The organism is Marivita sp. (assembly GCF_051251565.1).
Taxonomy (GTDB): Bacteria; Pseudomonadota; Alphaproteobacteria; order Rhodobacterales; family Rhodobacteraceae; genus Marivita.
In genome coordinates this window covers 53741-73520 of the sequence record NZ_JBPOFB010000008.1, presented here as the reverse complement: position 1 = coordinate 73520, position 19780 = coordinate 53741, and the positions used below count along the sequence as shown (strand labels likewise).

The 19780-nt window shown below is 59.4% G+C and carries 21 protein-coding genes and 1 tRNA gene; 20 read left to right on the top strand and 2 right to left on the bottom strand.

The annotated features are described in order from the left end of the window. Positions 1–44: 44 nt before the first annotated feature. On the bottom strand, positions 45–266 hold the full coding sequence (locus ACSHXH_RS12290; RefSeq protein WP_435672090.1) for a sulfurtransferase TusA family protein: 222 nt from the start codon (positions 264–266) through the stop codon (positions 45–47). A 104-nt stretch (positions 267–370) separates the two neighbouring features. Between ACSHXH_RS12290 and ACSHXH_RS12285 the strand changes: the two genes are divergently transcribed. Continuing rightward, positions 371–1123, top strand: coding sequence for a cytochrome c biogenesis CcdA family protein (locus tag ACSHXH_RS12285; RefSeq protein ID WP_435672172.1), 753 nt, complete (start codon positions 371–373; stop codon positions 1121–1123). Between the two features lie 23 nt (positions 1124–1146). Here ACSHXH_RS12285 and ACSHXH_RS12280 read toward each other — a convergent pair whose 3' ends face one another. Beyond that, positions 1147–1872, bottom strand: a complete 726-nt coding sequence (locus tag ACSHXH_RS12280; RefSeq protein ID WP_435672089.1) for a FadR/GntR family transcriptional regulator — start codon at positions 1870–1872, stop codon at positions 1147–1149. A 60-nt stretch (positions 1873–1932) separates the two neighbouring features. Between ACSHXH_RS12280 and ACSHXH_RS12275 the strand changes: the two genes are divergently transcribed. The 19 genes from ACSHXH_RS12275 (at position 1933) to ACSHXH_RS12185 (ending at position 19690) form a co-directional block, all read left to right on the top strand. Beyond that, on the top strand, positions 1933–2721 hold the full coding sequence (locus ACSHXH_RS12275) for a DUF2182 domain-containing protein (protein ID WP_435672171.1): 789 nt from the start codon (positions 1933–1935) through the stop codon (positions 2719–2721). 1 nt (position 2722) lies between these two features. Beyond that, entirely contained in the window at positions 2723–3427 is a 705-nt protein-coding gene (locus ACSHXH_RS12270; protein ID WP_435672088.1) for a DUF1326 domain-containing protein, read from the top strand. A 1-nt stretch (position 3428) separates the two neighbouring features. Next, entirely contained in the window at positions 3429–3947 is a 519-nt protein-coding gene (locus ACSHXH_RS12265) for a DinB family protein (protein WP_435672087.1), read from the top strand. 80 nt (positions 3948–4027) lie between these two features. Then, positions 4028–5131 carry a dimethylsulfoniopropionate demethylase gene (locus ACSHXH_RS12260; RefSeq protein ID WP_435672086.1) on the top strand — a complete coding sequence of 368 codons (1104 nt, stop codon included), beginning with the start codon at positions 4028–4030 and terminating at the stop codon, positions 5129–5131. 99 nt (positions 5132–5230) lie between these two features. Continuing rightward, the gene (acuI, locus tag ACSHXH_RS12255) at positions 5231–6223 is read left to right on the top strand and encodes an acryloyl-CoA reductase (protein ID WP_435672085.1); all 993 of its coding nucleotides are present in this window, start codon (positions 5231–5233) and stop codon (positions 6221–6223) included. Between the two features lie 180 nt (positions 6224–6403). Continuing rightward, positions 6404–8098 (top strand): BCCT family transporter, encoded by a 1695-nt coding sequence (locus ACSHXH_RS12250; RefSeq protein WP_435672084.1) that lies wholly within the window; start codon positions 6404–6406, stop codon positions 8096–8098. A 125-nt stretch (positions 8099–8223) separates the two neighbouring features. Continuing rightward, positions 8224–9423, top strand: a complete 1200-nt coding sequence (locus ACSHXH_RS12245; RefSeq protein WP_435672083.1) for an aminotransferase class V-fold PLP-dependent enzyme — start codon at positions 8224–8226, stop codon at positions 9421–9423. Between the two features lie 126 nt (positions 9424–9549). Next, entirely contained in the window at positions 9550–10965 is a 1416-nt protein-coding gene (locus tag ACSHXH_RS12240; RefSeq protein ID WP_435672082.1) for a cryptochrome/photolyase family protein, read from the top strand. Positions 10966–11130: 165 nt separating this feature from the next. Continuing rightward, positions 11131–12339 (top strand): class I SAM-dependent methyltransferase, encoded by a 1209-nt coding sequence (locus ACSHXH_RS12235; RefSeq protein ID WP_435672081.1) that lies wholly within the window; start codon positions 11131–11133, stop codon positions 12337–12339. 1 nt (position 12340) lies between these two features. Further along, on the top strand, positions 12341–12781 hold the full coding sequence (locus ACSHXH_RS12230) for a TrgA family protein (protein WP_435672080.1): 441 nt from the start codon (positions 12341–12343) through the stop codon (positions 12779–12781). A 6-nt stretch (positions 12782–12787) separates the two neighbouring features. Continuing rightward, positions 12788–13927 carry an NUDIX domain-containing protein gene (locus ACSHXH_RS12225; RefSeq protein ID WP_435672079.1) on the top strand — a complete coding sequence of 380 codons (1140 nt, stop codon included), beginning with the start codon at positions 12788–12790 and terminating at the stop codon, positions 13925–13927. Between the two features lie 53 nt (positions 13928–13980). Next, positions 13981–15015, top strand: a complete 1035-nt coding sequence (locus tag ACSHXH_RS12220; RefSeq protein WP_435672078.1) for a cysteine synthase A — start codon at positions 13981–13983, stop codon at positions 15013–15015. Continuing rightward, positions 15012–17369, top strand: coding sequence for a DUF3772 domain-containing protein (locus ACSHXH_RS12215; protein WP_435672077.1), 2358 nt, complete (start codon positions 15012–15014; stop codon positions 17367–17369). Before ACSHXH_RS12220 ends, ACSHXH_RS12215 begins: the two co-directional genes overlap by 4 nt. A 5-nt stretch (positions 17370–17374) precedes the next feature. Beyond that, positions 17375–18094: an alanyl-tRNA editing protein gene (locus ACSHXH_RS12210; RefSeq protein WP_435672170.1), complete on the top strand. Its 720-nt coding sequence runs from the start codon at positions 17375–17377 to the stop codon at positions 18092–18094. Continuing rightward, positions 18091–18420 (top strand): hypothetical protein, encoded by a 330-nt coding sequence (locus ACSHXH_RS12205; protein ID WP_435672076.1) that lies wholly within the window; start codon positions 18091–18093, stop codon positions 18418–18420. The genes ACSHXH_RS12210 and ACSHXH_RS12205 overlap by 4 nt, the downstream gene beginning before the upstream one ends. 115 nt (positions 18421–18535) lie before the next feature. Further along, positions 18536–18625 (top strand) — tRNA-Ser (locus ACSHXH_RS12200). Between the two features lie 128 nt (positions 18626–18753). Then, positions 18754–19014 (top strand): XRE family transcriptional regulator, encoded by a 261-nt coding sequence (locus ACSHXH_RS12195; RefSeq protein ID WP_435672075.1) that lies wholly within the window; start codon positions 18754–18756, stop codon positions 19012–19014. A gap of 99 nt (positions 19015–19113) precedes the next feature. Then, on the top strand, positions 19114–19368 hold the full coding sequence (locus ACSHXH_RS12190; RefSeq protein WP_132831509.1) for a ribbon-helix-helix domain-containing protein: 255 nt from the start codon (positions 19114–19116) through the stop codon (positions 19366–19368). A 4-nt stretch (positions 19369–19372) separates the two neighbouring features. Beyond that, complete coding sequence (locus ACSHXH_RS12185; RefSeq protein WP_435672074.1) at positions 19373–19690, top strand: type II toxin-antitoxin system RelE/ParE family toxin; 318 nt, start codon at positions 19373–19375, stop codon at positions 19688–19690. The last annotated feature ends 90 nt before the right edge of the window (positions 19691–19780 follow it).

The following is a 19780-nucleotide window of genomic DNA, read 5'->3' as shown; positions in this document are numbered from 1 at the left end:
TGAAACATCAAACGCCCTCGTGTTCTGCACGGGGGCGTTTTGCGTCAGGCCTTGCGGATTACCCAGAGCATGCCATCCCCGTCCTCGGCACTGCTGACGAGCGTGTGTCCAGCCTCCGCACAGAAATGGGGAATGTCGATGATGGCGGCGGGGTCATCTGTCAGAACCCGCAATTCATCACCAGTGGTCAGCCCGATCAGACGCTTGCGCGCCTTGAGGACGGGAAGGGGGCATAGCAGCCCTTTTGCATCTAGGTCTTGGCTCATGGACAGGGATGTAGGCGGGGCGGTGCGCGCTGTCCACTGGCTTGGCACGATCATGTGACCCCGCGTCGCGTGACAGCGCCCGCGCCTTGGCCTATGTCGGGGATATGTTGGAATTTCAGATCATTGACGCAGCCTTGTTTCCGGCGATGAGCATTGCTCTTCTGGCGGGGGCATTGTCGTTCCTAAGCCCGTGTGTGCTGCCCATTGTGCCGCCTTACCTTGCCTATATGTCCGGGGTCAGCGTGACCGAGATGGAACAGGGCGGCAGCGGGCGCAGGCGTGCGGTGGTGGCGGCGCTGTTCTTTGTGTTGGGCTTGTCGACGATCTTTATCCTTTTGGGGTTTACGGCATCGGTTTTCGGGGCCTTTTTCCTGAACTACCAAACCCAGCTTGCCCAAGCGTCGGGCGTCGTGGTGATCATTTTTGGCCTGCATTTTCTGGGCGTGTTCCGCATTCCGTTTCTGGATCAGGAAAAGCGGCTTGAGGCTGGGGAACAGGGTGGATCGGCGTTTGGGGCCTATATTCTGGGCTTGGCCTTTGCCTTTGGCTGGACGCCCTGCATCGGTCCGCAACTGGGCGCGATCCTGTCCCTGGCCGCATCCGAAGCATCCGTGGCGCGGGGCACCGTGCTTTTGGCAGTATACGCGGCAGGCCTGGGCATTCCGTTCCTGCTGGCAGCGATGTTCATGACGCGGGCGATGGGGCTGATGAACCGGATCAAAAAGCACATGCGCAAGATCGAATTGGCGATGGGCGGATTGCTGGTTGTTGTCGGTATCGCGCTTGTCACCGGCGCGTTCACATCCTTTGCCTTCTGGCTGCTTGAGACCTTCCCGGGGCTGGCATTGTTGGGTTAAACCGGGGCGATCCTGAGCAGAGGTCAGCGGGTGGCGCGGGCTTTCAGAACCGATTGACCAAGCGTGATCGTATAGGCCTCAAGCGTGGCCAAGGCGCGGTCGACGGTGGCCACATCGCGTCGTTTCAACCCGTCCACAATGACCCTGTGCAGGTCGATGATCTCGGCCCGGCTGCGCGCGGTGAATGTGATCATGTTCATCAACGGCTGCATCGCCTCAACGCTGCCGGCCAGATGATAGCTCAGAACCTCGTTGCCCGCACAATCGACCAGCGCCCGGTGAAAGGCCACGTCCGAAGCGCAGAACGTCTCATCGCTCAGGGCAGGGTCGGATTGGGTGGCGATTTCGTGATCCATCCGCCCCACAAGCGCTTCGGTCCAGCGTTCGGCAGCAAGCGCTGTGCAACTGCGCTCCAGCGCATAGCGCGCCTCGCAGGCCACCTGAAAGCTGACGGCATTCATGCCCAGCAACAGCGTTGAGGTGGTCACCTGCTGCGCGCGGGCCTCTTCATAAGACAGGTGGTTCACAAACGCCCCGCCAAACGCGCCGCGTTCGGTGCGGATCAACGACTGCGCCGCCAACCGTTTGAGGGCCTCGCGCACGGTGGCCCGCGACACGCCGTGTTGGTCCGCCAGTTCCGCCTCGGAGGGCAATCGGTCGCCGACCAACAGATGCCCGTCGACAATCGCGTCGCGGATCGCATCGGCGATGGTGGCGGACAGGCTGGGGGCAGGCGTGTGATTTTTCATTTGTCAGACATTTAATTGTCTGACATTCAGGACGTCAAGCTGAGTCTGGGAGGTCATGGCATGCAGGGGACAGTGCGCACGGTTGGATGGCTGGCGTTTTTCGCCGCCATTCTGGTGTCGTGGACGTTTCTGTACATGATGGCCGTGGGCATGGACCTTGATCTTTTGGGCCGTCCCGGCCCGATGGGCGAGACCATGCGCAACATGGACCCGCGGATGGATATGGTCATGCCGATGGCCGAGTTTGGGCCGCTATTCGCAATGTGGGCCATCATGATGGCGGCGATGATGCTGCCAACCATGGTTCCGACGCTGCGCGCCTACGAAGACCTGATGCTCAGCGCCAATGGCACCCGCATCGGCTGGTGGGGCGTTCTGACAGGGTATTCGGTGGTCTGGAGCGCCTTCGCCGCCCTCATCACTGCGGTGCAGTTGGGGCTGCTGTTTGGCGGCATGGTCGACATGCTTGGCATTGCGCGCAGCACGGTTGTGCAGGGCGGGCTGTTGATCGTCGTGGGCGCGTTTCAGTTCTCCCGTGTCAAAGAGGTATGCCACGGTGTCTGTCACAGCCCGATGAGCTATTTCCTGACGCGCTGGAAGACTGGCTTTGACGGCGGTTTGCGCATGGGGCTCGGCCTTGGTGCGTTCTGTGTGGGCTGTTGCTGGGGTTTTATGGCGCTGGGATTTGTCGGCGGTGTGATGAACCTTGCGTGGATGGGTCTGGCGACATTGTTCATGGTAATCGAAAAACTGCCCCAGATTGGGCATTATACAACAAAACCGATGGGGGTTCTTTTGATCGCGGCAGGTGTAGCCGTGATTGGCTGGCCCCTGATGATGGGAGGATAAAATGGCCGTAAAGACACGCCCCGATGCAGACCGGTTGCCGGTCAGCCAACGGATCGACCAGCGGATGGACAATCCCAAGCGGCGGCGCATGACGCCCACCGACTGGGCCATCAAGGGCGAGCTGTTTCTGAATTGCTCCTGCGCTTTGTTTTGCCCCTGCGTGGTCAGCCTTGGCGCACATCCCCCAACCGAGGGGCATTGCTATGCGTGGATGGCGATTGCGATTGATGAGGGCCATTACGAGGGCGAAGACCTGTCGGGCCTGAATGTCGGTCTGATGGTCGAAATCCCCGGTCGCATGGCCGAAGGCGGTTGGAAAGTCGCTGCCTATGTGGACGAGCGCGCCAGCGGCAAGGCTTACAACGGCATTCTGCAAATTTTCAGCGGAGCAGCCGGTGGCACCACGGGCCTGTTCACCATGCTGGTGAGCGACATCGTGGGCGCCGAGCGCGAAAAGGTCGAGATCGTGCGCGACGGCAAAAAGCGGGGGCTTTATATCGGGCGCAAGATCCAGGGCGAGATCGAGATGATCGACGGCGGCGATCCCGATCATCCGGTGATGATCACCAATTCCAAGTATTGGATGGGGCCGGACATCATCGCGGCCCGCGGCGTGAAATCCAAGGTGCGCGATTACGGGCGCATCTGGGATTTCGGGGGTAAATCCGCCGAGATTTGCCCGATCGACTGGTCGGGGCCCAAGTAAGATGCGGGTCTTCCCGGAATATTGCGTGACGATGGCGCGGTACAATGCCTGGCAGAACAAGCAAGTGCGCGCAGCGTTTGAAAGCTTGCCGGAGGCCGAACTGCGCAAAAACCGTAAGGCGTTTTTCGGCTCGCTCATGAAGACCGCGAACCACCTGTTGTGGGGCGACACCCTTTGGATGTCGCGCTTTGACGGGGGGGCGGGTCCGGATGTGGACGCGTCGCAGCATGCAGAGTTTACCCCGACACCGGCTGTCTGGTCGGGAGAGCGGTTCAAGATGGACGCCCGTATCCTCAGGTGGACGGACGGGTTGCACGCGGTCGACATGAAGGGAAACTTGACGTGGTATTCGAACGCGTTGGGCCAAGAGGTGACCAAGCCGCTTGATCTGTGCATCACGCATTTCTTCAACCACCAGACCCACCATCGCGGACAAATCCACGCGATGCTGACGGCAGCAGGCGCGAAAGCCCCTGTCACTGACCTTTTCATCATGCCCGAAGAGGGCCCCTGGTTCTAACTCCGTCGGCTGTCGTTTGGCGCTCGCGCAGGTGCGTCGCCCCGCCCGCCATCCCATTTGTTGTGCATAAGGTAACACGCATGGCTCTGATCTCTCCGTCCCGCCGGTTGCGGCGAACCCCATTTTCTGATGGCGTCGAAGCCGCCGGGGTGAAGGCCTTTACGGTCTACAATCATATGCTTTTGCCGACGGTGTTCCGGTCGGTCGAAGAGGATTACCGGCATCTTAAGGATGCGGTGCAAGTCTGGGATGTGGCCTGCGAGCGTCAGGTCGAACTGCGTGGCCCCGATGCCAGCAGATTGATGCAGATGCTCACGCCGCGCGATTTGCGGTCGATGCTGCCGGGGCAGTGTTACTATGTCCCCATCGTCGATGAGACGGGCGGCATGCTGAATGATCCGGTGGCGGTCAAGCTGGCCGAGGACCGGTGGTGGATTTCCATTGCCGACAGCGATCTGCTGTATTGGGTCAAAGGGCTGGCCTATGGGTTCCGGCTTGATGTGTTGGTGGATGAACCTGACGTGTCGCCGCTGGCGGTGCAGGGCCCCAAGGCCGACGATCTGATGGCGCGCGTGTTCGGTGACGCGGTGCGCGACATTCGGTTCTTCCGTTACAAGATGCTCGATTTTCAGGGCCGGTCACTGGCCGTGGCGCGGTCAGGCTATTCGCGGCAAGGCGGGTTTGAGATTTACGTGGACGGCAGTGATCTTGGTATGCCGCTTTGGAATGCGTTGATGGAAGCCGGGAAGGATCTGGATGTGCACGCGGGCTGTCCCAACCTGATCGAGCGGATCGAGGGTGGATTGCTGAGCTTTGGCAATGACATGACCGACGACAACACGCCGCATGAATGTGGCTTGGGCAAGTTCTGCAACACCCAGACGGCGATTGGTTGTGTGGGTCGGGACGCGCTGCTGCGTGTGGCCCAGGAAGGGCCGATCCGGCAAATCCGGGCGATCGAAATCCACGGGGACCGTGTGCCGTCTTGTGACCGGCCTTGGCCGCTGATGTCAGGCGACACGCAAGTGGGGCAGGTGACAAGTGCAGCCTATTCGCCAGATTTCGGCACCAACGTCGCCATTGGCATGGTGCGCATGACTCATTGGGAAGAAGGCACCGACCTGGACGTCGTTTTGCCCGGGGAAGTGCGCGCTGCGCAGGTCTGGCAGACGTTCTGGGTGTGAGCGGTTTGAGAGTTCGGGAGCGAGGGGCCAGCCCCTCGTACTCCCCGAGATATTTTTGAACCAGAGAAGTTGTAAACCGACAGGAAAAGGAGACGATCGATGGGATTTCACGCATTGGTGGTCCGCAAGGACGAAGAGACCGGCAAGACATCCGCGGCCGTAGAAACGCTGGAACTGGCGGATCTGCCCGCAGGTGAAGTGACGGTTGCGGTTGAATATTCGACCGTAAATTACAAAGACGGTCTGTGCATCGGGCCGGGTGGCGGTTTGGTGCGAAACTATCCGCATGTGCCGGGCATCGATTTTGCCGGAACGGTCGAGGCATCCGACGATGCGCGCTACAAACCTGGCGACAAAGTGGTGCTGACCGGTTGGCGCGTTGGCGAGGCGCATTGGGGCGGGTACGGCCAGAAAGCGCGCGTCAAGGCGGATTGGCTTGTGCCGCTGCCCGCGGGTCTGGACACGCGTCAGGCGATGGCTGTGGGCACGGCGGGCTTTACCGCGATGCTTGCTGTGATGGCGCTTGAAGATCACGGAATCAAGGATGGTCCTGTTCTGGTGACCGGGGCTGCGGGCGGTGTTGGATCGGTTGCAACCGCGATCCTTGGCAATCTTGGCCATCAGGTGGCTGCTGTCACGGGGCGCCCCGAGCAGGCAGAGTATCTGACATCGCTGGGTGCGACCCAGATCGTGGCACGCGACGAGATCAACGAGACCGTCAAGCGCCCGTTGGAAGGCGAAACATGGGGCGGCTGTGTCGATGCGGTGGGCGGCGCGATGCTGGCCCGGCTTTTGGGGCAGATGCAATATGGCGCATCCGTTGCGGCGGTAGGTCTGGCCGGTGGAGCAAACCTGCCCGCGACGGTGATCCCGTTCCTGTTGCGCGGTGTGAACCTGCTCGGGATCGACAGCGTGATGCAACCTTATGACAACCGTGTCCGGGCCTGGCAGCGCATTGCCAAGGATCTGCCAATGGACAAGCTCGATGCGATGGTGACACCCGCAACCTTGGCGGATTTGCCGAGATTGGGGGCGGATATCCTCAAGGGTCAGGTCAAGGGACGCGTTGTCGTGGACGTGTCCGCGGGCTGATCACACGGTTTTTCCATACCAAAGGCTGAGGCGGATTGGCTGCCTCAGCCCTTTAATTTATTGATAAATAACTGAAAATAAAGGTAATTATTCTTTTCTTCGGTGCGACCTCGTGACCTTTATGACCAATTCGTGTTACGGTGCCTGTCTTGATAGTCAATAAATTGAGAGGGACACATAATGGCATTGAAACCACCCCTGATGGATTTGCCGATAAAAACGGCGGATGAAGGATTTTATAAAGGGTTTGCAAAACTCGTCACGATCACAGGCAAAATGCTGGTTGGCGCGTTGATCCTCTGGGCGGTTGCGTTCCCGTCGCAGGCCGGATCGGTTCTGTCGAACATCAACAGCGTGATCCTTGCGACCTTCAATTACTGGTACGTCTATGTGATGGCGTTTTTCGTGGGGGTGTGCCTGATCTTGGCGGTCCTTCCGGCATCCGGGCGGTTGAAGCTTGGGCATCATGACGATGTGCCGGAATTTTCAAATTTCTCTTGGTTTTCGATGATGTTCGGGGCTGGGATCGGCATTGGCATGTTGACCTTTGCCACGGCTGAACCGCTTTATCACTGGGCCACAAACCCGAGCACGATCCAGGGATTGACCGAAGGCAGCAGCGCGGACAACGTGCGGCAAGCCTATGTCTGGTCGTTTACCCATTGGGGCCTTGCCGCATGGGCGGCCTATGCGATTGTCGGGCTGTCGCTTGCGTATTTCTCGTATCGACGGGACCTTCCATTGACCATTCGGTCGGCATTGGTTCCGATCTTTGGCAAATCTCTGTCCGGCACAACCGGTCATGTCGTTGATGTGGTGGCGGTTGTGGCGACCGTTCTGGGGGTTGCGCAAACCCTCGGCTTTGGGGTTGAGCAGTTTGTCTCGGGCCTGTCACGGATTGGCTTTGGTGATTGGCTTTACGTGGCAACCGAGGACGGCGGACAGAAAATGTCCGGCATGGCGATCATCGTTGCCCTTGCCATCATCATGGGGGCGTCCACGCTGTCGGCGCTTTCGGGTGTCGGGAAGGGCATCAAATGGTTGTCCAACATCAATATGGGACTCAGCTTTTTCATACTCGCCTTCTTCCTGATCTTTGGCTCGACCTTCTTTGGTTTGCAGGCTTTGGTTCTGGGCATTTGGGATTACCTGCTCTCGATCCCCGGCAACATCCTGACGGTCTGGAACAGTGACGGTGTTGAAGGTTCTGTCGCGTCAAGCCTGTCTGGCTGGCAGGGCGGCTGGACCATTTTCTACTGGGCGTGGTGGATTGCGTTTGCGCCGTTCGTCGGCGTGTTTCTGGCGCGGATTTCCAAGGGCCGGACGGTCCGGGAATACGTGTTGGGGGCCATCGTCATCCCGGCGTTCATGTGCTTTGTCTGGTTTGCCATCGTGGGCGGTACAGCGATTGACCTTGAACTGAACGGCGGCGCAAACGGCGCAATCGTCGGCGCGGGCCAGTCGGATCAGCTTTTTGCGATGCTAGCGTTCATGCTGTCGGAAAACCTTGCCTGGATCATGTCGGTGATCGTCGTGATCTTGCTGCTCACCTATCTGGTGACCTCGGCGGATTCGGCTGTTTTGATCATCAACACGATCAATGCTGCTGGGGATGAAGGCCCGAAAGCGCGGCCTCACATCCTCTTTTGGGGTGCGGCGCTGGCGCTGGTTGTTGGGGGTCTGATCATGGCCGGTGGCCTGAGTGCGATTCAAACGGCAATGGTCATTGGCGCGCTGCCGTTTTCGGTGGTTATGGCGTTGATGGGTGTTTCCGTGCTCAAGGCGATCTGGCGCGACAGTCGCCGGGAAAAGCAGGGCATCGTGGCGACATCGGCGCAGGCCGAGGCACACGCGGCGAGCAACCCGGCAGAGTGATCTGAGGCACATAAGGCAAGACGCGCTCCGGCCAAGTGATTGGTCGGGGCGCTGTCGTTTTGGACATCCGCTTGACCGCCCTCATCCTGCGCGGTCATGTGGTGTTATACAGTCAGAGGATCACCATGCTTGATATCGATTTCGTTCGTGCGCAGTTTCCTGCGTTTTCGCAGCCGTCTTTGCAGGGGCAGGCGTTTTTCGAAAATGCGGGCGGGTCGTATACCTGCACCCAAGTGATCGACCGGCTGACGCGGTTTTACACCGAACGCAAGGTTCAGCCCTATGCGCCCTATGAGGCGTCCCGGTTGGGTGGTGCAGAGATGGACGAGGCGCGCACGCGGTTGGCGGCGCTGCTTGGGGTCGAGACGGATGAGCTGAGCTTTGGGCCATCGACGACACAGAACACATATGTGTTGGCGCAGGCATTTCGGCAATTCATGACGCCCGGTGACGCGATCATCGTTACCAATCAGGACCACGAGGCCAATACCGGCCCGTGGCGGCGGCTGGCGGATGCGGGGATCGAGGTGCGCGAATGGTGCGTTGACCCAGAGACCGGCCATCTTGATACCGACGATCTGGAAAACCTGCTGGACGAACATGTCCGGCTGGTCTGTTTTCCGCATTGTTCCAACGTGGTGGGCGACATCAACCCGGTTCTTGAGATCACTGCGCTGTGCCATGCCGCCGGTGCTTTTGTTTGCGTGGACGGGGTCAGCTATGCGCCGCACGGTTTTGCCAATGTGGGCGACATGGGGCCGGATATCTACTTGTTTTCCAGCTATAAAACCTATGGTCCGCATCAAGGCATCATGGTGATGCGCCGGACCTTGGGAAATCTGTTGCCGAACCAAGGGCATTATTTCAACGCGGGCACGCTTTACAAGCGGTTCACCCCGGCGGGGCCGGACCATGCGCAGGTTGCGGCCTGTGCGGGTATGGCCGATTACATGGACGCGCTCGGGGCGCAGCACGGGGTCGGGGCGCAGGGCGTGCACGACCTGATGCGTGATCACGAGGTGCGGCTGTTGCAGCCCTTGCTGGATGCGGTGAAGGACCGCAATTCGGTGCGCCTTATTGGGCCGTCAGATGCGACGGTGCGCGCGCCCACTGTGGCGCTTGCCCTGAACCGGTCCGGTGAGGCGGTCGCGGCAGAGCTGGCAGCGCGGGGTGTGATGTGCGGCGGTGGCGACTTTTACGCGGTGCGTGCGCTTGAGGCGATGGGGGTGGATATGGACAAGGGCGTGCTGCGCCTGAGTTTTGTACATTACACCTCAGAGGCCGAAGTGACCAAGGTGATCGAAGCGTTGGACGCGGTGCTTTAGGGCGGATTGGGGGCCAGCCCCCAAACCCCCGGGATATTTTGGAACCAGAGAAGACAGACCCGCTGTTTGACCTTTGACGCTTTGCGCTTAGGTCGCGGGTCAACACGCATGTAAAGGGGTGAGGGCATGGCAGATCCAACATTGGTCTGGATACGCAGGGATTTACGGCTCAGCGATCACGCTGCATTGGATGCGGCGGTGAAACGCGGTGGTCCTGTGATCCCGGTCTTTGTGCGGGACGGTTTGGTTGATGGTCTGGGCGCTGCGCCGAAATGGCGGTACGGTCTGGGGCTTGAGCAGTATGCGGATGCGCTGGCTGACAAGGGCAGCCGTTTGATCCTGCGCGCTGGTGATGCGCGCGAGGTGATCCCGGCGCTGGTGCGCGAAACGGGAGCTGGTGCTGTTTTCTGGCAGCGCGCCTATGACCCGGAGTCTGTCGCGCGGGACAAGGATGTGAAGGCCGCGTTGAAAGACGCGGGCGTGGTCGCGGACAGCTTTGCCGGCCATCTGATGTTTGAGCCGTGGAGTGTTGAAACCAAGCAAGGTGAGTTTTACAAGGTCTACACGCCGTTCTGGAAATCGGTGCGCGAACGCTTGGTCCAAGCGCCTTTGTCTGCGCCGTCGTCTCTGCCGGCACCGGACGTTTGGCCAAAGAGTGAAGCCCTGTCCGACTGGAAACTGGGGGCGGCGATGAACCGGGGTGCCGCTGTGGTGCGCCCGTTTGTGCAGTTGGGTGAACAGGCGGCTCAGTCGCGGCTGGGGGTCTTTCTGGCGTCCAAGGTGGCCGAGTATGACCGCACACGCGATCTGCCGGGTACGGATGGCACGTCGAACTTGTCAGAGAACCTTGCTCTGGGTGAGATCAGCCCGGCCCAATGCTGGCACGCGGGGCAACGCGCACTGCAAGACGGCAAGGCGGGGGCGGAGACGTTTCTCAAGGAATTGGTCTGGCGCGAATTTGCCTACCACCTCATGTGGCATACGCCCCGCATTCTGACTGACAATTGGCGCGAAGGCTGGTCGGCCTTTCCGTGGAACGAGGATGACCGCAGCACCGAGGTGATGGCATGGATGCAGGGACGCACGGGCATACGTTTTGTCGACGCGGCCATGCGCGAGATGTATGTCACAGGGCGCATGCACAATCGTGGGCGGATGATCGTGGCCAGCTATCTGACCAAGCATTTGATGTGCCACTGGAGGATTGGGCAAAAGTGGTTTGAGGACTGCTTGATCGACTGGGATCCGGCCTCGAACGCGATGGGGTGGCAATGGTCGGCGGGCTCTGGCCCGGATGCGACGCCCTATTTCCGCGTGTTCAACCCGGTGTCGCAGCTGGATAAGTTCGACAAGGGCCGCGGCTATGTCAGCCGTTGGCTCGCAGAGGAATATGGCAGCCCGCACAAAGACGCGCTTGCCTATTTCGATGCGATCCCGCGCAGCTGGTCGATGGACGCGAAAGACAGCTATCCTGACCCAATTGTGCAGCCCGATGAGGGCCGCAAACGCGCCTTGGACGCCTATCAGAACAGGACGTTCTAACGCGTTGGCCGTGTCCATTGTGGCACGGCGGCAAAATGAACGAATTCCGCACCTTAACGTCAATCTTGCCTTGCCTTTGGCGGGGTGGGACTACCTTGGGGTAACACTTGCCTGCCTGACACGGGTCTGGGTAGTGTCACCAAACTTAGACAGCGGAAAACCTGCATGATCCTGACATCGACCGAAAACCAACCTGATCTTCCGCGTTACTTTGCGCAGGTCTTTACGATGGCAGATAAGTTACGGAAAGGACGGGTTGATTTTGTTCTCCCTGACGGACGTCATTTCCGGGCTGAAGGAACAGAGCCGGGGGCGGTGGCCGAGGTGCATGTGCACAACACAGACCTATTTGCGCGGTTGATCCGCGACGGCGATCTTGGGTTCAGCGATGCCTATCTCGAAGGTTGGTGGAGCACGCCGGACCTTCAGGCGTTCATGGATTTCGTGCACGGCGAAAATAACGATGTCTACGACAGCTTTCCCGGCATGAAATTGGTGCGCTGGTACGAACAAATGCGGTTCTGGATGCAATCCAATTCCAAGCGTCAGGCGAAGAAGAACATCAGCTATCACTACGATCTCGGGAACGAGTTTTACGCGCTTTGGCTTGACGACACGATGACCTATTCCTCGGCCTTGTTCGAGTCAGGACAGGAAAGCACCGAAAACGCGCAGATTGCGAAATACAAAAGCATGGTGGACCAGATGGGCGCAGTTCCGGGTGACCATGTGCTTGAAATCGGCTGTGGCTGGGGTGGTTTTGCAGAATACGCTGCAAAGGAACGCGGGCTTCGGGTCACGGGGCTGACCATCAGCGAAGAGCAGTACAAATACGCCGTGGACCGGATTGCCAAGGCCGGATTGTCGGATCGTGTGACTTTCAAGTTGCAGGATTACCGCGACGAGACGGGCCAATATGACGGCATCGCGTCGATCGAGATGTTCGAAGCCGTGGGTCAAAAATACTGGCCAACCTATTTCAAATCAGTGAAAAACTGCCTCAAGCCGGGCAAACATGCGACTTTGCAGATCATCACCGTCGAAGAATCCCGCTGGGAGATTTACAACCGTGGTGTTGATTTTATTCAGAAATACATCTTTCCGGGTGGCATGCTGCCCAGTCCCGGCGTGTTGCGTCAAGAAATCGAAGCTGCTGGTCTCAAGGTCGCGCAATCCATCGAATTTGGCGAAAGCTACAGCCAGACGCTCCGGCGCTGGCACGAGACGTTCAATGACAAATGGGACAGCGTGGCTGGCCTTGGGTTTGATGACCGTTTCCGCAGAATGTGGAATTTCTATCTCACCTCTTGCGCGGCGACCTTCCATAGCGGAAACTGCGATGTGACCCAGATCACAATAACGAGACCAAGCTAGCATGCCCACCGCCGCCAAAGCTGTTGCTGCCCTGTGTTTGGCCGCTCTCGGATATTTGGCGTCGGAGCTTGTCAAAACGCTTTTGCCGGAGATCACGAATTTCGGGCGGTTCTCTGAATTCAACGCGATCGTTGGCGGGTTCGTGGGATGGATCATTGTTGGCACGCGGGCCGGACGTGGCACGCGGGACGCGATTGCAAATGGGTTGACCGGCGTGGCAGCATTGATCTTTTGGTCCGTGTTCTTGCATGCCTGCCTTGAGATGTTTCAACAGGCGATGAAGCGTCGCTTCGACGGTCCGGTCGAAGCATTTTCTGCGATCTTTGAAATCGGGATTCAGTATGGTGGAATTCTGATGAACCCGATGATGATCGCCACTTTCCTGATCGGTGCGCTGCTCACCGGGTATTTTTCGGAATACGCCGCGCGCCAATGGAAATAAGCCGGTTTGTCCGCGCTTTTCTTCTATGGAACGCTGTGTCACGCGCCGCTGTTGGAGGCGGTGCTTGGTTTGTCCTCAGGTGATTTGCACGCACGCCTGAAAATCGCATCCTTGCCGGATCACCGGGTGTCTTGGGTCAAGGATCAATCCTTCCCAATGATCGAGAAATCCAGCGGCTTTGACGCACAGGGCGTTTTGTTGCTGGATGTCACAGAGGACGAGGAGTCACGCCTAACCTATTACGAAGGCGCATTTTCCTATCACCTGAGCGAAGTGACCGTCAAGGCAGGCGGGCAGGCGACAAAAGCGGTGTGTTTCTATCCAATGTCTGCCGATCAGACGCGCGGGGCGGATTGGGTGCTGGCCGATTGGGTGCGGGTCTGGGGCGAAATGGCTGTGGGTGCAGCGCGCGATGTGATGGCCCGCCGCGCCCGCTATGACGCCGAGACGGCCGCGTCCTTGCGCCCATTTCTGATGGCGCGCCATTGGTCGCGCATAACAGCGCGCGGAACAGAAGGCCCTGCACAAAGGCGGCGGTCTCCGAACGAAGGGGACGTGACAGTCCACGCGCGCGGTGAGGGGTATCGCGGGTTTTTTGAGCTGGCGGATTTCCGGTTTGACCACCAGCGGTTTGATGGCACCCGCAGCCCAACTGTCCAGCGCGAAGCGTTTCTGGCTTTTGATGCGGCGCTGGTGCTGCCGTATGATCCAAGTACGGATCACGTCTTGCTGATCGAACAACTGCGCTTTGGGCCGTTGTGGCGGGATGATCCGAACCCGTGGGTGTTTGAACCCATTGCCGGGCTCGTCGATGCGGGTGAAGACCCTGCCGACACCGCGCGCCGCGAAGCCGAAGAGGAAGCAGGGATCACCCTTGGGCCGTTGGAGCCAATGGTGCAGGTCTACGCGTCTCCGGGGTATTCGACCGAATTCTTTCATTGTTTTCTTGGTGTTGCGGACCTTTCTGAATTCACCATGTCAACAAGCGGGCTTGCGTCTGAGCACGAAGATATTCGCAGTCATGTGATGCCGTTTGAGGACGCAATGGCGTTGGTGCAAAGCGGCGAAATCAATGCGGGTCCATTGATCATGATGCTCTATTGGCTGGCTGCAGAGCGCGGGCGATTGCGCAGCACCTCTGCTTGAGTTCCGGTGCCTGCGGGCCTACACCCAAGGGGAACATTTCTGACGGGGGCACCATGCGTTTTGCAGGCGAATTGGCCGATGCGGTCGGCAACACACCTTTGATCAAGCTGCGCAAAGCCAGCGAGCTGACGGGGTGCACCATTTTGGGCAAGGCGGAGTTCATGAACCCCGGCCAATCGGTCAAGGACCGGGCAGCGCTTTTCATCATCAAGGATGCGATGGCCAAGGGGTTGCTCAAGCCCGGCGGCACGATTGTCGAAGGCACGGCTGGCAACACCGGCATCGGTCTTGCGCTGGTTGGGGCGTCGATGGGATTCAAGACGGTGATCGTGATCCCCGAAACCCAAAGTCAGGAAAAGAAAGACATGCTGCGCCTTGCCGGGGCTGAACTGGTTGAGGTGCCCGCGGCGCCCTACAAGAACCCGAACAATTATGTGCGCTATTCCGGGCGTTTGGCCGAAGACATGGCGCGGCGCAGCAACGAGGGTGTGATCTGGGCCAACCAGTTCGACAACATCGCCAACCGTCAGGCGCATATCGAAACCACCGGGCCTGAGGTTTGGGAACAGACCGATGGCAAGGTTGATGGCTTTATCTGTGCTGTCGGCTCAGGCGGCACATTGGCCGGCGTGGCCGAAGTGTTGCAGCCCAAGGGCGTGAAGATCGGTCTGGCTGATCCAATGGGTGCTGCGCTGTATTCCTATTACACCAGCGGCGAATTCAAGTCCGAAGGCGGGTCGATCACCGAAGGCATCGGGCAGGGGCGGATAACGGCGAATCTTGAGGGGTTCACGCCTGATCACGCCTACCAGATCCCCGATGAAGAAGCGCTGCCCATCGTGTTTGATCTTTTGGCGGATGAAGGCCTGTGCCTGGGCGGATCGTCGGGCATCAACATCGCCGGTGCCATGCGCATGGCCAAGGATCTTGGGCCGGGCCACACCATCGTAACGATCCTGTGTGACTACGGCACGCGCTATCAGTCCAAATTGTTCAATCCGACCTTCCTGCGCGAAAAGGGGTTGCCCGTGCCGGATTGGATGGACAAGGCACCGCTGGATATTCCGACGGTTTTTGAGGGCGCATGAGACGGATTTTAACAGCGCTGCGCGTCGCGTGTGTGTTTCTGTTCCTGACCGCTGGATCGGTTTGGGCACAGACAGGAAGCGTTGACTATGACGTTTGGAACAGTGTTGCACAATCCGCCGAACGGGTTGTCGCGTCCGAGATCACGACAACCGAACGGCTTGAAGATCTGCGCTCCGAGATCGCGGGCTTCCGCGACCGGCTGCTGTTGCAGCAAAACGCAGCTGATCCCCGGCTTGCCACGCTTCAAGCGCAATTGGATGCATTGGGTGCCCCTCCTGAAGATGGGTCAGAACCCGCCGAGATTGCTCAGCGCAGAGTGGAAATACAAGAACAGATCACCCGCTTGCAGGCCCCCCTGTTTCGGGCTGAAGAGGCGTATAGCCGTGCGGATGCGTTGATCACAACCATCGACGAAACCATCCGGTCGCGCGAAACTGAACGGCTGCTTCAGCGGAATGCCAACCCTCTGGACCCCCGGCTTTGGGGGCCGGCCATCGCGCAAATGCTTGTTCCGTTTCGGGAAATTGGTGACGAGTTCCGCGCAGGTTGGACCGACCCAGATGTGCGCGAGACGTTTTGGGAAGATCTACCGGTATCCTTGTTTCTCGTCGCGCTGGCTTTGGGTCTTGTCTTTCGGGCACCCGGATTGATTGATCGGCTTGGCATTTGGTTGCGCGCGAAGACTCGTCGCGGCACCGGTGTCTGGAGCGTCCTTCTTGGCTTGCTGCGGGTGGCGGTTCCCGTTTTTGGCGCTTTCATCCTGTTTGCAGCCATCAACGTGGGCGATGCTCTGAGTGATCGCAGCCAATCCATTCTCGTGGCTCTGCCAATGATGGTGTTGGTTGTCCTGTTCTCGCGCTGGTTGGCGACCGAGACGTTTTCATCCGACGATGATGTGGCGACGGTTTCCTTACCGCAAAAACATCGCACCGAGGCGCGCTATTACGTAAATGTGCTGTCCTGGTTCCTCGCGCTCAATGCGTTTCTGACCGTGCTTGTTGAAATGGACGCATGGGACTCTTCCGTCGAAGCGGTGGTGGGCTTTGTCATTCACGTTTTGTGCGGACTCATTCTCTTTCGTCTGGGGCAAATCCTGCGCCAAGCTGGCCCGCAAAACGCTGGGTTGGCTCACGAGGACGAACCAGCGAACCTTGCCTTTGCGTCACGTCTGGCGCGGGTGATCGGTCAGGCTGCGATGGCTGTGGGCGTGGTCGGGCCGCTCTTGTCAGCCGTTGGGTACTTCAATCTGGCCGAGGCCATGATCTTCCCGACGATCACGACGTTCGGCCTGTTCGCGCTACTTCTGATCGTGCAACGCCTGATCCGCGACACCTACCACCTTGTGACGGGAACCGAGCTTGACGAGAGTCAGAGCTTGCTGCCGGTGGTGTCGGGAAGTCTCTTGATGATTGGGGCCTTGCCGTTGCTTGCCCTGATCTGGGGCGCGCGGGTGGCCGACCTGACAGAGCTTTGGGCGCGCTTTCAGGCGGGGCTTTCCTTTGGAGACACCCGGATATCGCCCACCGATTTCCTGACCTTCGCAGCGGTCTTCATGATCGGCTACGTGATCACGCGGCTTTTGCAGGGCGGGCTGCGCGGGTCGGTTCTTCCCAAGACGCGGCTCGACAAGGGGGGGCAGACGGCCATCGTGTCGGGCATCGGCTATCTTGGGATTTTCCTGTCGGTCATCATTGCTATCACCGCAGCTGGGATCGACCTGACAGCATTGGCCTTTGTTGCCGGTGCGTTGTCGGTTGGTATCGGTTTCGGTCTTCAGAACATCGTGCAGAACTTTGTGTCCGGGATCATCTTGCTGATCGAACGTCCCATCTCCGAAGGGGACTGGATCGAGGTCAATGGCCAGCAAGGCACCGTGCGCGATATCTCCGTGCGCTCCACCCGGATCGAGACCTTTGACCGGACCGACGTGATCGTGCCGAACGCGGACCTCGTGTCCAACTCGGTGACCAACTACACCCGGGGCAATGTGCTGGGCCGTTTGATTGTGGATGTTGGCGTGGCCTATGGCACCGACACCCGCAAGGTCGAAGAGGTGCTCTATAAAATCGCCCGCAATCACGATATGGTCCTGATGAACCCCGAACCCTTTGTTCTTTTCAGAGGGTTTGGTGCGGATTCCCTTGATTTCGATGTGCGGATGGTTCTGCGGGACGTGACCAAAATTTTGATGGTACGAAACGAGGTGAACCATCAGATCGCCGAAGCCTTCGCACGCGAAGGGATCGAGATTCCGTTTGCACAGCGTGACATCTGGCTGCGCAATCCCGAAGCGTTGCACCGCGCGCCCGCAACGCCGGTGCCCGTGTCAGAGCCAGAGGAGCCAACATCGTGACCGCATTGTCTGATCCCGTCTACCGCACCGATCCATATGCCCGCGAATTGTCGGCGCGTGTGGTGGACCACACAGACGAGGGCGGCGTGATTCTCGGCACGACGCTGTTCTACCCGACAGGCGGCGGTCAGCCCGGAGACAGCGGCTGGATTGATTGGGATGGCACATCGCTTGCTATTGCCACCACGGTCAAGGGGGCCTCGGGGGACAGCGTGCTGGTCCCGGCAGAGCCTACTCGCTTGCCGCCCATCGGCGCGCATGTTGTGCAGCGCCTCGATTGGGAACGCCGTCACAAGCACATGCGCGTCCACACGGCGCTGCATCTGTTGTCCGTGGTCATCCCGCTGCCCGTGACCGGCGGGGCTATTGGGGCAGGGCGCGGACGGCTCGATTTTCAGATGCCCGAACCGCCCGAGGACCGCGATGCGCTCGAAGCAGAGCTGAACCGGTTGATCGACTGCGATCTGGTGGTCAGCGAAAGCTGGATCACCGATGCCGAGCTTGAGGCGAACCCCTCTCTGGTCAAAACGATGTCCGTGCAGCCCCCGCGCGGCGGTGGGCACATCCGGCTTGTGCGGATCGGAGACGGGGTGGATCAGGTTGATCTGCAACCATGCGGTGGCACCCATGTGGCCCGCACCGGCGAGATTGGTCGCGTTGTTTTTGGCAAGATCGAAAACAAGGGCAAGCAGAACCGCCGCGTGAACATCTCGCTCGATACATGATGCATCGGGCGCTGTTTTTCGCAACCGGCCTGTTCGTCCTTCTTATTGGCGCTGTGCTTCTGATCGCGCCACAGGCGTATATGCAGCTCTACGCGACGCAGTACCATCCCGGTATGGATTTCCCCGCCCGCAGGTTTGCCCCTGCGGTACTGGCGCTTGGCGCCGTTCTGATCCTTGCCCGCAGCCTCGCACCTGGACCGTTCCTCGCGTCGCTGTCGCTTGTCTGTACGTTGGCGTTCCTCGGGGTCGCGGCGACGGGCGTGTCGGCGTGGTCCACTGGCGTTGCGGGCCCATCTTGCTGCTCGCGGCGGCCTCCGAGGTTGTGATTGCCGTGCTTTTCGGGGTGGTCTGGTGGCGCATCCGGTCGCAGTGACGCTTTGTTCTGATTTATCTCAACAATCGCCTTGCATCCCCCCAAGGGTTTCTTCTAAACACCGCCTCGGACAGGTGGCCGAGTGGTCGAAGGCGCGCGCCTGGAAAGTGCGTGGGCGGGTGACCGTCCCGAGGGTTCGAATCCCTTCCTGTCCGCCATTATCCCCATTGCGAACCAGTGACACTGCCTTGACGGGCACGGATTTTTACGTGTTATCAAAAGGGGTTTGCGGGAACTGACCGAACCTCATAGACGCGCTGCCAGGCCGAAGCTGAGCGAGGCGCTGATGCCCCTGGTCGACGAACCAACCGATTATCCAGCCGCCATAGCGATGGCTCGGCACGAGAAGTTGGACCACACACACAGGGCAATCAAAATGGCCATGCGCTGGACGGGTGCCAGCGAACGCACCGTGAAGTACTGGTTCTCGGGTGAGCGGGGGCCGAGCGGCGACCATCTGATCGCCCTCGCGCGGCATTCGGATGCTGTGCTCTATGTTGTTCGTGCACTTGCGGGCCGCCACATTGTCGAGGAGGCAGACGATTGAGGGGCGAACGATGATCGGCAGGAGCAGGGTGCAGCTCACTCTTGTTTTGTGTGCGTTTTTGGTTATATTGAATACAGGCGAGATGAGAGGTGCCGTGCCATGTCCCGAACGACCACGATGACCGTCCGCCTTGGTGGGGCACTGAGTGACTTCGTGTCGGCCAACGTAGGCGATGACGGGTCCTATGAGAACGTCAGCGAGTATATCCGTGACTTGATCCGGCGTGACAAGGAGAGGGCGGAGCAGGAAGCCTTCAACCGGCTGAAGGGCGAGCTTACCCATGCCTTCGCAGCCCCGGAGGAGACATACCAGTCATTGACGGCGGCCGAGGTGATCGCGCGGAACCGGGCCTGATCCAGTGCCCGCCATTCGTATCCAGGAAGGGGGGTCGCACCGCCTCGATGACATCTACCGCTACACCCGTGACAGGTGGGGAGATGATCAGGCCGAGAAATACATCACCGGCCTGTTCGCCGCCTTCGACAAGATCGCAGCACACGGTGTCGCGTCGAAACCGATCCCAGCCGAGTTTGGTGTTGAAGGGTTCTTCTTTCGATACGAGCGTCATTTCGTCTACTGGCGTCATCTATCGAATGGCGACATCGGGATCGTGACCCTCCTGCATGAGCGCATGCATCAGATCGACCGCTTCCGGGATGACTTTGGGCTCTGCTGATCGGACGCCTTTTAAAGGCGCATCAGATTTGCGCAGCGTGGAATCGTCAATGTTTGCACGGTCCAGCTGTAACAATAGCCAGCTACTTGC

Bases quoted from the DNA above. Each gene is read 5' to 3' on its own strand.
- ACSHXH_RS12290 (WP_435672090.1), bottom strand. From the start codon at position 266: ATGAGCCAAGACCTAGATGCAAAAGGGCTGCTATGCCCCCTTCCCGTC.
- ACSHXH_RS12285 (WP_435672172.1), top strand. From the start codon at position 371: ATGTTGGAATTTCAGATCATTGACGCAGCCTTGTTTCCGGCGATGAGC.
- ACSHXH_RS12280 (WP_435672089.1), bottom strand. From the start codon at position 1,872: ATGAAAAATCACACGCCTGCCCCCAGCCTGTCCGCCACCATCGCCGAT.
- ACSHXH_RS12275 (WP_435672171.1), top strand. From the start codon at position 1,933: ATGCAGGGGACAGTGCGCACGGTTGGATGGCTGGCGTTTTTCGCCGCC.
- ACSHXH_RS12270 (WP_435672088.1), top strand. From the start codon at position 2,723: ATGGCCGTAAAGACACGCCCCGATGCAGACCGGTTGCCGGTCAGCCAA.
- ACSHXH_RS12265 (WP_435672087.1), top strand. From the start codon at position 3,429: ATGCGGGTCTTCCCGGAATATTGCGTGACGATGGCGCGGTACAATGCC.
- ACSHXH_RS12260 (WP_435672086.1), top strand. From the start codon at position 4,028: ATGGCTCTGATCTCTCCGTCCCGCCGGTTGCGGCGAACCCCATTTTCT.
- acuI (WP_435672085.1), top strand. From the start codon at position 5,231: ATGGGATTTCACGCATTGGTGGTCCGCAAGGACGAAGAGACCGGCAAG.
- ACSHXH_RS12250 (WP_435672084.1), top strand. From the start codon at position 6,404: ATGGCATTGAAACCACCCCTGATGGATTTGCCGATAAAAACGGCGGAT.
- ACSHXH_RS12245 (WP_435672083.1), top strand. From the start codon at position 8,224: ATGCTTGATATCGATTTCGTTCGTGCGCAGTTTCCTGCGTTTTCGCAG.
- ACSHXH_RS12240 (WP_435672082.1), top strand. From the start codon at position 9,550: ATGGCAGATCCAACATTGGTCTGGATACGCAGGGATTTACGGCTCAGC.
- ACSHXH_RS12235 (WP_435672081.1), top strand. From the start codon at position 11,131: ATGATCCTGACATCGACCGAAAACCAACCTGATCTTCCGCGTTACTTT.
- ACSHXH_RS12230 (WP_435672080.1), top strand. From the start codon at position 12,341: ATGCCCACCGCCGCCAAAGCTGTTGCTGCCCTGTGTTTGGCCGCTCTC.
- ACSHXH_RS12220 (WP_435672078.1), top strand. From the start codon at position 13,981: ATGCGTTTTGCAGGCGAATTGGCCGATGCGGTCGGCAACACACCTTTG.
- ACSHXH_RS12215 (WP_435672077.1), top strand. From the start codon at position 15,012: ATGAGACGGATTTTAACAGCGCTGCGCGTCGCGTGTGTGTTTCTGTTC.
- ACSHXH_RS12205 (WP_435672076.1), top strand. From the start codon at position 18,091: ATGATGCATCGGGCGCTGTTTTTCGCAACCGGCCTGTTCGTCCTTCTT.
- ACSHXH_RS12195 (WP_435672075.1), top strand. From the start codon at position 18,754: ATGCCCCTGGTCGACGAACCAACCGATTATCCAGCCGCCATAGCGATG.
- ACSHXH_RS12190 (WP_132831509.1), top strand. From the start codon at position 19,114: ATGTCCCGAACGACCACGATGACCGTCCGCCTTGGTGGGGCACTGAGT.